This window comes from Streptomyces sp. NPDC101227, assembly GCF_044767545.1.
Taxonomy (GTDB): Bacteria; Actinomycetota; Actinomycetes; order Streptomycetales; family Streptomycetaceae; genus Streptomyces.
The window spans coordinates 16,650-29,754 of record NZ_JBIWOD010000018.1; the positions used below are offsets into that span (position 1 = coordinate 16,650).

The window sequence follows — 13,105 nt, forward strand, 5'->3', positions numbered from 1 at the left end:
GGCTCGGTCCAGTCGGGCGGGGTGCCTCGTTCCAGGCAGGCGCGGTAGGCGCGACGCAGCGGCTCGACCGCGCCGTCGATCTCCAGGTTCGCCAGGGCCATCGCCGCCCACTCCCGGACGGTGGGGTCCGCGCTGTGCAGCAGGCCGATCAGGGCGGGGCCGCAGCGGGGGTCGGCCACCTCCTCGAAGACCTCGATGGCGGTCAGCCGGCCGAAACCGCCGAGGAAAGGCAGCCCGTCGATGATGGCGGGGATGGCCTCGGGGCCGATCCAGATCAGTTCCGCGCGGGCGTCGTAGGACGCGCCGGCCTCGCCGTCGAGCTGCCGGACGAGTGCCCCGATGTGGGAGGTCATGACACCGGGCTCGTGCGGCGCGCGAGGGCGGGCAGCCGGCGGGGGCAGGGCAGCTCTCGTACCGGCCGGGGCAGGGGTCGTGGTGGCTCACCTGCGCAGTCTCATCGACGGACCGGCCCGTGCACCATGGTTTTATGACGGGCACAAAGGCGATGGCGTGTCGATTTGATGCGGCGGTGCGGCGCTGCGGTCTCCGAGGCGGTGCCCTGTGCCGGTGAAGGGTGATCGTTGGCATCGAAAATCGGTGATCAGTAGCTTCGTGTCAGCGAAGATGAGGATCGCATTGCGCGGTGTGCCGGTGTGTCAGGGGCGGCGAGGGGAAACTCGTGGGTTCCGACGGGTATCCGGCATGAGGGCGTTTCCCCTGTGGCAGGAGTGGTGGCGGTGGCAATGAGGACGGTTCCGCTGGTGGACGGGCCGGTGGAGCTACGGGGCGCACTGGACCTGGAGATCACGCGGTCGGGGGTGATGCCGCGCCGGTTGCCCGCGTGGACCACGGAGCAGTACCAGGACCCGTCGGTCTACGGGGTGACCTTGATGCCCTCCGGCGTGCGGCTGGTGTTCCGTACCGATGCGCGTGCCGTGGAGCTGGAGGTGCTCACCTCCACGGGGCAGCTCGACACCGACCCGGAGCCACGTCCGACCGGGATGCTGGAGCTGCTGGTGGACGGTGCCCCGGCCGGGCGTCGGCAGGCGCCGGTGGGCAATGTGATGCGCATGGCGGGTCCCGGCGGGGCGCAACGGCTGATCCCGGGTGAGCCGGGGAGCGTACGGTTCGACGGGCTGCCGGCCGGCATGAAGAACGTCGAGCTGTGGCTGCCGCAGCAGACGCCCACGGAACTGGTTGCCCTGCGCGCGGACGGCGAGGTGCTGGAGCCCCTGCCGGACGGGCGGCGACGCTGGGTGCACTACGGCAGTTCCATCAGCCACTGCCTCGAAGCCGACGGCCCGACCGGCACCTGGCCGGTGGTGGCGGCCGGGCTCGGGGGAGTGGAGGTGATCAACCTCGGCCAGGCGGGCAACGAGCTGCTGGACCCCTATGTCGCCCGGACGATCCGCGATCTGCCCGCCGACCTGATCAGCCTCAAGGTGGGCATCAACATCGTGGGCCTGGCCGCCTTCCGGTTGCGGACGTTCGGCCCGGCGGTGCACGGATTCCTGGACACGATCCGGGAGAAGCACCCCGACACCCCGCTGCTGCTGATGTCCCCGGTGAGCTGCCCGGCCCTCGAGGAGACTCCCGGCCCGACCACGATGGGCCCGGACGGGAAGATCACGGCACTCGGCGAACCGGCCGATGTGGCCGACGGGGCCCTGACGCTGACGGTGGTCCGTGCCGAGCTGGCCCGGATCGTGGCGGCCCGGCAGGCACGCGATCCCCACCTGCACTATCTCGACGGACGCGAGCTGCTCGGCCCGGACGAGGCGGCGGAACTGGCCGACGGGCTGCACCCCACCGCCGCCGCCTACCGCCGGATGGGCAAGCGCTTCGCCGCCCACGCCTTCGCCGACGACGGCCCTTTCCGCTGAACGGCGGGGCCCCGCGGCGCCCGTCGGGGCACTTCAAGGCCGAACCTGAGGAACGCAGAGCACCGCCGGCCGCCCGGAGAAGGGCCGCAGCCGGCGGTGCCGATCCGTCCGTCCGCCACCGCGGCCACGCACTTCCGTTGGCGCCGACGCCTGTGCGGGACACCCACGGTGAGGTGACGGAGACTCAGGCCGCGGGCGTCGGACGCGCACTCCCTCGGTTCACGCAGGCAGCACGATCGCCGTCATCACCAGCCCCGCGCCCACCATCCACCGCCCGCTGAATTCCTCGACGGCCGTTCCGGCGACCACCGGGCCGGGGACGAGGAGGCGGGCGGTGAAGGTGGCGTCGGTGGGGTCGAGGGTGATGTGGGCGTCCTCGAAGCCGAGCCAGCGGCCGGTGAGGGGGTACCACGCCTTGTAGACGGACTCCTTGGCGCTGAACATCAGACGGTCCCAGGCGACGTCGGGCTCGAGCGCCGCCAGGCGGGGGAGCTGGGTGCGTTCCCCGGGGAGGGTGACGAGGTCGATGACACCGGGGTCGTCGATCGGCTTGTTGGGTTCCGCGTCCAGGCCGAGGGTGACGATGTCCCTGGCGCGGGCGACCGCCGCGGCGCGGTAGCCGGCGCAGTGGGTCATCGCGCCGACGATGCCGTCCGGCCACCGGGGGGCGCGGCCGGGGCCGGGGAGTATGGGGGCGGGGTCGATGCCCAGTTCCGACAGTGCGGTGCGGGCGCAGCGGCGTACGGTGCCGAATTCGAGCTGCCGTTGCGGGACCGCGCCCGCCACCAGTGCCCGTTCCTCGGGGAACATCGCGGACAGCGGGTCGTCCTCGAAGGCCTCGGCGGCCCGGATGGGCAGCGGCAGCAGCTTGTCGATCATGCGCGGGTCCCGGTGGCGTCGGAGGTGACCGCGGTCGTGGCGGGCAGGATCTGCACCGGGCGGCCCGGCGCGCTGGAGCGGCGGCGCCACTCGCGCGGGTAGCCGAGGGAGACCTCCTGGTGGGGCACGCCGTCGCAGATCAGCAGCCGGGGGATGTGGAGATGGCCGTAAACCACCGTCGTGGCCCGGAACCGGCGGGGCCAGTCGGCGGTCGCCTCGGTGCCGCACCACAGCGCGAACTCCGGGTGCCACAGCGGCCGGGTGGGTTCGCGTACGAGGGGGAAGTGATTGATGAGCACGGTGGGCAGATCCTCGGGAACGGCGGCGAGCCTGGCCTCCGTGGCCGCCACCCGCGCCCGGCACCACGCCTCGCGCGTCGGATAGGGGTCCGGGTGCAGGAAGTGCTCGTCGGTGCAGACCACTCCGGCCTCCTCCGCCACGGCGAGCGCCGCCTCCTTGGAGTCCAGCCCCGGCATCCGGAACGAGTAGTCGTAGAGGAGGAAGAGCGGCGCGATGACGACCGGACCGCCCTCGCCCTCCCAGACCGGGTACGGGTCCTCGGGCGTGAGCACCCCCAACTCCCGGCAGATTTCCACGAGATGGTCGTAGCGGGCGACACCGCGCAGCTGTACGGGGTCGTTGCTGGTCGTCCAGAGTTCGTGATTGCCCGGTGTCCACACGACCTTGGCGAAGCGGCTGCTGAGGAGGGCGAGCGCCCAGCGGATGTCGGCGATGTTTTCGCCGATGTCACCGGCGATCAGCAGCCAGTCGTCGTCGGACTCCGGGTGCAGGTGCTCGACGATGTCGCGGTTCTCGTCGTAGCGGACGTGCAGATCGCTGACGGCAACCAGCGTGCCGCGTCCGCGCCGCTGACCGCGGTCCTGGTCCGGCGGCGGGCCGGCGGTGGGTGCCGTGACGGTACCCGGGGGAATGCTGCGGATCTCGTAAGCCATGGTCGAAGTAAAGACGGTGCCGGGGTGAGAATGAAGGGCGTTTGGCGCCGGGCGCGTTGCGGCTACCGGCCGCGCGGGGCCGGGGGCGGTGCCGGGGTGCCGGCGGGGCCGGGGGAAGGGGTGCCGCCGCGCCGGATCCGGGTGGCCAGCCACAGGTCGAAGCGGTCGTCCGGGTCGTCGAGGCGGCGGCCGGTCAGGTCCATGGCCTTGTCGAGGCGGTTGCGTACGGTGTGCCGGTGCACGCCGAGCCGCCGGCTGGTGGCGTCCCAGGCGCCGCCGGTCTCCAGCCAGGCCGCCAGAGTGGCAATCAATTCCTCGCCGTTGTCCGCCAGATCGAGCGGCCCGAGCACCGTGTCGGCGTATCCGTGCAGCGTACGGCGGTCGCCCAGGTCCAGCAGCAGCCTGCTGGCCTCGCTCTGCCGGGCCTCCGCGGGCTCACCGCTCGACCGGCTGACGGCGAGGAGCCCGGTCGCCTGGTGCAGCGAGACCCGTACCGCTTCGGGCGCGGTGGCCGGACCGATCCCGGCCGCGCAGCGCGGGGCGAAGCGGGCGAGCACATCGCGGATGTCCAGGTCCTCGCCGACGACCGCCTCGATGACCCCGTCCGTCACCCTGACCAGCCCGCCGGGCATCGCCAGCGCGAGGTCGGCGGCCATGTCGTGGGCGGCGTCTTCGGCGGGCCGCGCGGCCGGCGTCCCGCGCCCCGTACCGCCGCTCCGGTCGCCGGCCTCGACCACCACCCCCCGCACCCGTTCGGCGGTCAGACCGGCCGAGGCCAGCATGTCGCGGGCCCGCCCGGCCGACAGTTCCTCGTCGGCCAGCAGCTCCGACAGCAGCGCCGACCTGCGGCGGCGTTCCGGTTCATCGCGCAGATGGCGACGCTCCAGCTCCAGCGAGAGCAGCGAGACCAGCCCCGGTACGACCGAACGGGCGGCGTCGTCCGGGCGGCCGGTGAGCAGCAGCAGCCCGCGCAGCCGCCGGGCGCCGAGCGGCTGGACCTCCAGCTGCCGCCCCGCCGCCGTACTGGAGGCGCTGCCGCGCAGGCCCCGCGCCGCGACCCGCTCGATCAGGTCCCGGGCCTCCGCCGGCGGCGGGCTCGTCTCCCGCTCGCCCGCCGCGAGCAGCCGCCCCAGAGGATCGAGCACCGTCGCGCCCACTCCGGTGGCGGCCGTCCACTCCTCCAGCATCGGCCGCAGCCCGTCGCCGGCCGCCGCGGCCGTCAGCCGCCGCTGGGTGGCGAACGCCCGGTGCAGCACCTCGCGTTGCTCATCGGCCCGGGCGTCGAAAACCGCCTTGGTCACGGCGATGAACGGCACCTCGTCCGGCACCGTCAGCAGCGGCAGCCCGGCCTCCTCGGCGGCCCGCACCAGCGGCTCGGGCGCCTCCTGATACGGCAGCCCCTGCCCCAGCCCGAGCGCCAGACACGCGGCGCCGCCCTCGGCGACATCCCGTACGTACGCCCGGCAGGCGGCCGGCTCCATCGGGAGCAGCAGGCCGATGGTCATCAGCAGCTCACCGCCCTGCAGCCATTTGCCGGGGACCAGCAGATCCGAGACGGTCGCCGCCTCGACGGTGCGCGCCAACAGCCGCGGCGGCACGTCGTAGGTGACCGACAGATTCAGATCCGGCCGGGCCAGCAGGTCCGAGATATGCAGGGGCATGGACATAGTGTCCGCCACTTGCCCATGGAATGGACGATCGGGCGAGCGGGTCACCGAGTGACCGAGCCCCGCGGCCGCACCCGGGAATTCATCCGGGCACCTTCGCGCGCACCGCGATGCCACCGCTCGCGCAGCGGATGAGCGATCCGACGTGCCCCGTTATGGTCGTGAGGAGGGACGGGCGACCGCTTCCCCGCCCACCGACACGAACGGACGTGAGTGCGCTATGCGGGTGGCGTTCCTGGTTGCTCCCTTGGGTACCGAGCAGGTCGAGCTGACCGGTCCGTGGCAGGCGGTGACCGACGCGGGCGGCACGCCGAAGCTGGTCTCCACCTCGGCGGGGAAGGTGCAGGCGTTCCACCACCTGGACCGGGCCGACAGCTTTCCCGTCGACCTGACCGTCGGCGAGGCATCCGAGGCCCGGTTCGACGGCCTGGTGCTGCCCGGCGGCGTGGCCAATCCGGACGCGCTGCGCCTGGACGCCGAGGCCGTGGCCTTCGTCGCGTCGTTCTTCACCGCGGGCAAGCCGGTGGCCGCCATCTGCCACGCGCCGTGGACCCTGATCGAGGCCGATGTCGTACGCGGCCGCACGCTGACGTCCTGGCCCAGCCTCCGGACCGACATCCGCAACGCCGGCGGCACCTGGGTCGACGAACGGGTCAGCATCTGCACCGCAGGCCCGAACACCCTGATCACCAGCCGGAAGCCCGGGGACCTGCAGGCGTTCAACGCGGCCTTCGTCGAGGAATTCTCGGCTTAGGCCGCACGGGGCCGAAGTCCGGAACGCCGCGGGCCGCATCGATCAGGGCCGTGGCGCCGAGCCGTTGCACGCGAACCGCACGGCGGTCAGCTCTTCCGACAGCTCCCACAGCCGGCGGCAGGTCTCGGCGTCGGAGGCCCTCGGGGCCAGTTCCACCCGCTTCGGCGCGCCGCGCAGCTCGGCCATGCCGTCAGGGCCGATGAACTGCCCGCCCTCCGCGTCGGGGGCGGTCGCCGCGTACAGCTGAGACAGCGCGCCCCGGTCCGGTGACTGGGCGAGCGGCAGGAGGAGGCGGCCGAACAGCAGCTTCACCATGCCGACCGGCGCGCTCGTCTGGAGGTTGGTCGAGGTGTAGCCGGGGTGGGCGAGCAGGCTCCGCACCGGGCTGTCGGCCGCGGTCAGCCGCTTGTGGAGCTCCCAGCCGAAGACGGCGTTGGCCAGTTTCGACTGGTTGTAGTACCCCATGGGCGAGTACTTGCGCTCACCGGAGAGGTCATCGAAGAAGAGGGTTCCCTGCCGGTGGTTGGGCGAACTCACCGTGACCACACGGGGGTTGTCCCCGGCCTCCAGCAGGTCGAGCAGCAGGCCGGTGAGCGCGAAGTGGCCGAGGTGGTTGGCCGCGAACTGCACTTCGTGACCCTGCGCGCTGAGGGTCCGGGGCGGCGCCATCACGCCGGCGTTGTTGATGAGCACGTCCAGGTGCGCGCGGTCGGCGTGCAGCCGCTCGGCGAAGGCGCGGACCGAGTCCAGGTCCGCCAGGTCGAGTTGGCGCACCTCCAGCCGGGCGGCGGGTTGCTCGGCGGTGATCTCCGCGACCGCCCGGCGCCCCTTGGCCTCGTCCCGTACGGCGAGGATCACGTGCGCGCCCTTGCGGGCTAGCGCCCGGGTGGTCGCCAGGCCGAGGCCGCTGTTGGCCCCGGTGACAAGGACGACGCGCGCGCTCTGGTCGGGGATCTGCTCGGCGGTCCAGCGCTGCTGATTGCTCATGCGGCACAAGCTGCCTCATGTGGCACTCGGTGTCAAGAGCGCATCTTGATGTCATCAGCCGATGGCGTCGGGGCACGATGGAGGGGGCGGCTCGCTCTGAAGTGGCCCGGCGCAGGCGTGAGTTCGTCTCGGACGAGCGGCAGCGGCCCCCAGTAGTTCGGTGCGCGACCCGTCCGTACGCGAAAGCGGCGACTGCCGACCGGTCGCCGAAAACGACAATGGACCCCGGGACGTAGGTCCCGGGGTCCGGTCGGCCCTGGCGGTGCCCAGCTGCACCGGTGGGCCGAGCGATGACGGTGATAACACCGTGTCGCAGAAGCCGTGTTCAGACGCCCGTGGTCGCCACCGTGGCCAGGCCGGCGACCTGGGAGACGGGCAGCGTGGGCGCGAGGGACTGGGCGGTCCCGACGACATCGCCGATGTTCACGGCGACGCCGTGACCGGCCACCTCGCCGCCGGCGCTGGCGAGACCACCGGAAATGCCGTCCAGCTCGCTGTCGGAAATCTCGCAGGCGTCGTTCTCAAAGGTGAAGCCTTTACGCATGGCGTGCTTTTCCCTTCAATGCTCTGAGTTCCTGTACTCATACCGGGCGGATTGCCGGGCAAAGCGAATCAGGACGATTTCGGCAGTCGCGTCCCGCCCGAGGTCGGGCGTCAATAGCGACGACTCGTGCTCGCAGGATGCAATCACGTCGGCGGAGCGTCAGGCAACCTGCCGACCGGGTTTTTACCTGGCCGCAATTTACGCTCACGATCGCTCCCCGGCGGCTTTATTCGCCTCTGGGTGATGAATCCCCTCGCATGGTAGCTACGGGGCAACCCTCAGGGAAAAGCCCGGTACGGGCCCTGTATGGGCATATCTGTGCGGGTGCCGGAGTGGCCGGCGCGGGGTGGTGCAGGTGGAGGGGGCCGGGGGGCCCGCAGAGGGCGCGAGATGTCGGTATCTTCTGCGCCTTCTGTATTTTCTGTGTGTTCCGTGTACCGATTGCATCGAGTGTATGGCGTTACGTGGACGGGGGTGTCGATTTGCGGATGGGTTTGAATCGACGTTCGGCGGCGGCTGGGATTTGCTGGTGAGCGGTGAAACCGTGGGAAAATTATCCCCCGTCCGGAATTGCCTCGCCGTCTTCGCCGTTATCGCCCCAAAGAGGTGCTTGATCGGCACCCTTATGTCCGGCGTCACGCCCTTCATCAGGGGATTTCCGTCGCCACGACCACCGATTCCGCCCCCACCCGCACCACCCCCGCACCGTCGGGCCCGCCCCCGGCCCCCCACCTGCCCAGCACGCGCAGCGTCGGGGCGGGGGCGGCGTCCGTACGCACCGGGACGGAGGCCTCGGCGTCCCGTGCCAGGTTGACCGCCACCCGGACGGGCCCGCGGCGCAGCAGCAGCCACCGGGCCGCCTCGTCGTAGGAGACATGGGTAAGGGAGGGGTCCGGATCTGTCAGGGCGGGCAGCTCGCGGCGCAGGCGGAGCAGGGTGCGGTGCCAGTCCAGGAGATCGGCGTGCGGCGCGCCGTCCGGTTCGGTCCAGTCCAGGACGCAGCGGGCGCGGGTGGCCGGATCCTGCGGGTCGGGCCAGTCGTCGGCCGCGGATTCCCAGTCGTGGGCGGCGAATTCGCGCCGGCGTCCTGCCCGTACCGCCTCGGCCAGCTCCGGGTCCGTATGGTCGGTGAAGTACTGCCAGGGCGTCCGTGCGCCCCACTCCTCGCCCATGAAGAGCATCGGGGTGAACGGTGAGCACAGGACCAGCGCGGCGGCGCAGCCGAGGAGGCCGGGGGAGAGGGTGGCCGTGAGGCGGTCGCCGACGGCGCGGTTGCCGATCTGGTCGTGGGTCTGGGCGTAGGACAGCAGGCGGTACGGGGGTGTCACGCGCGGGTCGAGCGGGGCGCCGTGGGTCCGGCCGCGGAAGCTGGAGTACGTACCGTCGTGGAAGAAGCCGCCGGTCAGCGTCTTGGCGAGGGCGGCCAGCGGGGTGCGCGCGAAGTCGGCGTAATAGCCCTGGGATTCGCCGGTGAGGGCCGTGTGCAGGGCGTGGTGGAAGTCGTCGTTCCACTGGGCGTGCACGCCGTGGCCGCCGCTCGCGCGGGGGGCGGTGGTGCGCGGATCGTTGCGGTCCGACTCGGCGATCAGGAACAGCGGGCGCCGCAGGTGCCCGGCCAGCGCGTCGGCGGCCGCGGACAGTTCGGCCAGGAAGTGCCGGGCGCGGGAGTCGTGCAGCGCATGGACGGCGTCCAGCCGCAGCCCGTCGATCCGGTAGTCGCGCAGCCAGACGAGCGCACTGGCGATGAAGTAGCGGCGCACCTCGTCGGAACCGGGGGCGTCGAGGTTGACCGCCGTCCCCCAGGGCGTGTGATGGGTGTCGGTGAAGTACGGCCCGAAGGACGGGAGATGGTTGCCGGAGGGGCCGAGATGGTTGTGGACGACGTCGAGGACGACGCCGAGGCCGTGGCCGTGCGCGGCGTCCACGAACCGCTTGAGGCCGTCCGGCCCGCCGTACGGCTCGTGCACCGCCCACGGGGCGATCCCGTCGTAACCCCAGCCGTGCGTACCGGGGAACGGGCACACCGGCATCAGGGAGATATGGGTGATGCCCAGGTCGGCGAGGTGGTGCAGGCGCTCGGCGGCAGCGTCGAAGGTGCCCTCGGCGGTGTAGGTGCCGATGTGCAGCTCGTAGAGGACGGCGCCGGGCAGCGGACGGCCGGGCCAAGGGTGCCGCCAGGTGAACCGGCCGTGGTCGACGACCGCGCCGGGGCCGCCGGGGCCCTCCGGCAGCCGGACGGCGCGCGGATCGGGCAGCGGCGGGCCGTCGTCGAGGCGGTAGGCGTAACGGTCGCCGTCGCCGGCCGGCGCCGTGACGCGCCACCAGCCGGCGCGGCCCGCATCGCGCTCCAGAGGGAGCGGCGCTTCGCCGGCCCGCTCGCCCGCCCACTGGAGCGTGACCCGTCCGGCGCTCGGCGCCCATACCTCGAACAGCACGGCGCTGCCTCCTTCGTTCGCTCCCCGCGGGGGACGTGGTGCGCTCCCGGCCTCCAGACGAAGAAAGCACGCCGTCCGCCCGCCCGACACCCCGACGTGGCGACATGCGCGACTTCACGCCGGTAATTGCGCCATTCCGCCGCCGGACCGACCTCGCCGCGACCCGGCGACGGCGCGGCCCCGGTCACTCCGCCCGGTGGCCCCGTCCGGCGGCCCCCTCCGCCCCTCCGGACCCCGCTTCCGCCTCCGACCGCCTATGAGGCACACATCGCCTGGACACCGGCTCGCGGTGGCCGGAGAATCACGGCATGACATCGCTCGAGTTCCCCGCACGACCGGCGCGCCCGTCGGACGCCGACCGGGAACGCGCCCTCGACCTGCTGCGCGAGGGCGCGGCGCAGGGACGGCTGTCCCAGGACACCTTCCTGCGCAGGCTGGAACTCGTCCTCACCGCCCAGCAGCACGACGATCTCGCCCTGGCCACCGCCGACTTGGAGAGCCGCGGCAAGGTCCAGGGCGCGGTACTGCGCACGGTCGGCCGGGTGTCGGCGTTCCACATCCGGGTGCGCCGGGCCTGGCGCATGGAACGGCTGCCGAAGCTTCTGCTGCCGGAGCCGGGCCCCTTCCCGCTGCTCATAGGGCGGGCGCCCGGGGTGGGCCTGCGGCTCAACCACGAGACGGTTTCCCGGGCGCACGCCGAACTGCGCAGCACGGGCGGCGGCTGGATGCTGCGCGACCTCGGCTCCACCAACGGCACCTGCGTCAACGGGCGCCGAGTGGTGGGCGAGGTGCCGGTCGGGCCGGGCGACCACATCACGTTCGGCCGGGTCGACTACGTGCTGACGCCGCGCTGACCGGGCCGCTCTTCAGCGTTGAGCGGCCCGCCGGGCCGCTTCATGCCCGCCCGCCTTCCGCGGCCGCCCGGCCCGCCGCCCCGGCCGCACGCACCGGACGATCGCCCGACGGATACGAGCTCCACACCCCTTCGCCGTGCGTCAGGCCGGGCAACATCCCCTCGGCCTGCTGCACTTGCCGCGCCGGGAGCGCCCCGCGGACCAGCCAGGTGTGCCGTCCGCCGGCCGTCTCGCCGAGCTCCGCGCCCAGCGCCGTGAGCCGGGCGGTGACCGCGGCCAGCGCATCGAGCGGCAGCTCCGCCTCGAAGGCGTGATACGGCTCGTAGATCCGGGTCCCGGCCCGCCGCAGCGCACGCAGCAGCACGTCCGGTGTGACGGCACGGAAGTCCCCGGCCGTGCTCATCGGGCCGATGAAACCGGAACGGGTCAGCACCACCCGGCAGTCCGTCACCGCCAGCCCCCGCGGCCCCCGCCGCAGCGTCGCCCGTACGGTTTCCTCGATGGCCTGGTGGAAGCCGTGCGGCAGCGCGCCCAGTTCCGTCTCGTAGGCGAAGACCGGGCCCGAGCCGCGGGCACCCGGCTCGACCCGCAGCCCCACCGTCGCCCAGTGCCCCGTATGGCCCCGCCTGGCGATCTCGTACGACGCCTCGCCGACCCCGCAGGGCCGCTCCAGACACACCACCCGGCTCGGCGTGAACGCCGCCTCGATGCCCCGCTCGTCGCGGAGCGTGGCCGCGATGATCTCCTTCTGCACCTCGCCGTGCAGCAGTACCGAGGTCGCGCCGTCGGCCGCCGGGCGCGCCCGCAGCAGCGGGTCCTGGTCGGCCAGCGCCAGCAGCGCGGCGCGCAGCGCGGCGGCGCGCGCCGGATCCTGGGCGCGGACGACCGTCTCCAAGGTGGGCGAGGGGAACAGCGCCTCGTCGGCTTCCTCCACGGGGCCGAGGCGGTCGCCGGTACGGATGCCGGGCAGCCCGCGGAGCACGGCGATATTGCCCGGGGTGAGCGGCCCCTCGCCGCCGGGCGCCCGGCCCACCACCTCGAGGGAGGTGATCCGGCCGGTGTACGCGTCCCAGCCGCCGTCCGGCGCGCGCCGGTGCAGGAGGACCTGCTGACGCGGCTTCAGCTCGCCGCCGTAGAGCCTGAGGTGGGCCGTGCGCTCGCCGCCGGGCGGCTGATGGACGGCGAAGACCGTGCCCCGCGGCGTTCCGTCCGCCGCCACCGCGGCCGGCGGAATCAGCCCGGCCATCCCCTCGACGAGCGCGCCGACGCCCTGCCCGCCGAGCGCCGAACCGAAGTACACCGGGTGCAGGGAACCGTCGGCCGTGCGGGCGGCCAGCGCCGCCCGCACCCGGTCGGCGGTCGGCGGCGGCCCGTCCACCACGCGGGCCAGGAGCGACTCGTCGACCTCGGCCACCGCTTCGGCGATCCGGCCGCGGGCGTGAGCCTCCGTCAGGTCGTACGGCGTGACGGAGGCCGAGGCGGTGCCGAGCCCGGCAACGGACGTCATCGGTACGGCGACGGGGGTCAGCAGGCGGCGGATGTCCGCCAGCAGTGCGTCGCCCCGGGCGCCGGCCCGGTCGATCTTGTTGATGAACAGGAGGGTGGGCAGCCGCAGCCGCCGCAGGGTCTTCATCAGGACCCGGGTCCTGGCCTGGACGCCCTCCACCGCGGACAGCAGCAGTACGGCGCCGTCTAGCACCCCCAGGGCGCGTTCGACCTCGGCGGTGAAGTCGGAGTGGCCGGGGGTGTCGATGAGATTGACCTGAACGTCGCCGACGGTGAAGGAGGCGACGGCGGAGCGGATGGTGATACCGCGCTGCCGCTCCAGCTCGCCGGTGTCCGTGCGGGTGTCACCGGCGTCGACGCTGCCGAGCCGGTCGATGACACCGGTGTCGAACAGCAACCGCTCGGTGAGGCTGGTCTTACCCGCGTCGACGTGGGCGAGAATCCCGATGTTCAGGGTGTGCGAAGGGAGCAGGGAACGTGCCATGGAAGGTGGAGTCCTCGAGAACTGTCGTCCGGATAGGGCGGTGAGTAGTTCCGAGGAATCGGCGCATTCCGGGCTCCTTGCTGAAGGAAAGTCGAGGAAAAGGGTGAGGGAAAACGGGCGTACGGGGCCATGTTGCCAGCCGTACGCCCGGACGCAACC

10 protein-coding genes and 1 pseudogene are annotated in these 13,105 nt (G+C 72.7%); 3 read left to right on the plus strand and 8 right to left on the minus strand.

What is annotated here, in order from left to right; translation table 11 throughout:
- Positions 1–101: 101 nt before the first annotated feature.
- Positions 102–353 (minus strand): annotated as a pseudogene (locus ACIRPT_RS32170) (HEAT repeat domain-containing protein); the annotation flags it as partial.
- Between the two features lie 390 nt (positions 354–743).
- Here ACIRPT_RS32170 and ACIRPT_RS32175 point away from each other — a divergent pair.
- Positions 744–1,883: a GDSL-type esterase/lipase family protein gene (locus ACIRPT_RS32175; protein WP_403833853.1), complete on the plus strand. Its 1,140-nt coding sequence runs from the start codon at positions 744–746 to the stop codon at positions 1,881–1,883.
- Positions 1,884–2,102: 219 nt separating this feature from the next.
- On the opposite strand, the gene ACIRPT_RS32180 is transcribed toward ACIRPT_RS32175, so the two are convergent.
- From ACIRPT_RS32180 to ACIRPT_RS32190, 3 genes are all read right to left on the minus strand, one after another.
- Entirely contained in the window at positions 2,103–2,762 is a 660-nt protein-coding gene (locus ACIRPT_RS32180) for a 4'-phosphopantetheinyl transferase (protein ID WP_403833534.1), read from the minus strand.
- Positions 2,759–3,715 carry a metallophosphoesterase family protein gene (locus ACIRPT_RS32185; protein WP_403833536.1) on the minus strand — a complete coding sequence of 319 codons (957 nt, stop codon included), beginning with the start codon at positions 3,713–3,715 and terminating at the stop codon, positions 2,759–2,761. Before ACIRPT_RS32185 ends, ACIRPT_RS32180 begins: the two co-directional genes overlap by 4 nt.
- Before the next feature lie 62 nt (positions 3,716–3,777).
- Positions 3,778–5,376 (minus strand): PucR family transcriptional regulator, encoded by a 1,599-nt coding sequence (locus tag ACIRPT_RS32190; protein WP_403833539.1) that lies wholly within the window; start codon positions 5,374–5,376, stop codon positions 3,778–3,780.
- Between the two features lie 226 nt (positions 5,377–5,602).
- On the opposite strand from ACIRPT_RS32190, the gene ACIRPT_RS32195 reads away from it, so the two are divergent.
- On the plus strand, positions 5,603–6,136 hold the full coding sequence (locus ACIRPT_RS32195) for a type 1 glutamine amidotransferase domain-containing protein (RefSeq protein ID WP_403833541.1): 534 nt from the start codon (positions 5,603–5,605) through the stop codon (positions 6,134–6,136).
- Between the two features lie 42 nt (positions 6,137–6,178).
- Here ACIRPT_RS32195 and ACIRPT_RS32200 read toward each other — a convergent pair whose 3' ends face one another.
- The 3 genes from ACIRPT_RS32200 to treZ all read right to left on the minus strand — a co-directional run bounded on the left by ACIRPT_RS32200 (position 6,179) and on the right by treZ (position 10,102).
- A complete protein-coding gene (locus ACIRPT_RS32200) occupies positions 6,179–7,123 on the minus strand; it encodes an oxidoreductase (protein ID WP_403833544.1) in 945 nt (314 codons plus the stop codon).
- Positions 7,124–7,448: 325 nt separating this feature from the next.
- Complete coding sequence (locus ACIRPT_RS32205) at positions 7,449–7,667, minus strand: hypothetical protein (RefSeq protein ID WP_403508461.1); 219 nt, start codon at positions 7,665–7,667, stop codon at positions 7,449–7,451.
- 647 nt (positions 7,668–8,314) lie between these two features.
- Positions 8,315–10,102: a malto-oligosyltrehalose trehalohydrolase gene (gene treZ / locus ACIRPT_RS32210; protein WP_403833547.1), complete on the minus strand. Its 1,788-nt coding sequence runs from the start codon at positions 10,100–10,102 to the stop codon at positions 8,315–8,317.
- Between the two features lie 308 nt (positions 10,103–10,410).
- On the opposite strand from treZ, the gene ACIRPT_RS32215 reads away from it, so the two are divergent.
- Entirely contained in the window at positions 10,411–10,956 is a 546-nt protein-coding gene (locus ACIRPT_RS32215) for an FHA domain-containing protein (protein WP_403508465.1), read from the plus strand.
- A gap of 40 nt (positions 10,957–10,996) precedes the next feature.
- On the opposite strand, the gene otr(A) is transcribed toward ACIRPT_RS32215, so the two are convergent.
- A complete protein-coding gene (gene otr(A) / locus ACIRPT_RS32220) occupies positions 10,997–12,946 on the minus strand; it encodes a tetracycline resistance ribosomal protection protein Otr(A) (RefSeq protein ID WP_403833549.1) in 1,950 nt (649 codons plus the stop codon).
- Positions 12,947–13,105 lie beyond the last annotated feature (159 nt).

Bases quoted from the DNA above. Each gene is read 5' to 3' on its own strand.
- ACIRPT_RS32175 (WP_403833853.1), top strand. From the start codon at position 744: ATGAGGACGGTTCCGCTGGTGGACGGGCCGGTGGAGCTACGGGGCGCA.
- ACIRPT_RS32180 (WP_403833534.1), bottom strand. From the start codon at position 2,762: ATGATCGACAAGCTGCTGCCGCTGCCCATCCGGGCCGCCGAGGCCTTC.
- ACIRPT_RS32185 (WP_403833536.1), bottom strand. From the start codon at position 3,715: ATGGCTTACGAGATCCGCAGCATTCCCCCGGGTACCGTCACGGCACCC.
- ACIRPT_RS32190 (WP_403833539.1), bottom strand. From the start codon at position 5,376: ATGCCCCTGCATATCTCGGACCTGCTGGCCCGGCCGGATCTGAATCTG.
- ACIRPT_RS32195 (WP_403833541.1), top strand. From the start codon at position 5,603: ATGCGGGTGGCGTTCCTGGTTGCTCCCTTGGGTACCGAGCAGGTCGAG.
- ACIRPT_RS32200 (WP_403833544.1), bottom strand. From the start codon at position 7,123: ATGAGCAATCAGCAGCGCTGGACCGCCGAGCAGATCCCCGACCAGAGC.
- ACIRPT_RS32205 (WP_403508461.1), bottom strand. From the start codon at position 7,667: ATGCGTAAAGGCTTCACCTTTGAGAACGACGCCTGCGAGATTTCCGAC.
- ACIRPT_RS32215 (WP_403508465.1), top strand. From the start codon at position 10,411: ATGACATCGCTCGAGTTCCCCGCACGACCGGCGCGCCCGTCGGACGCC.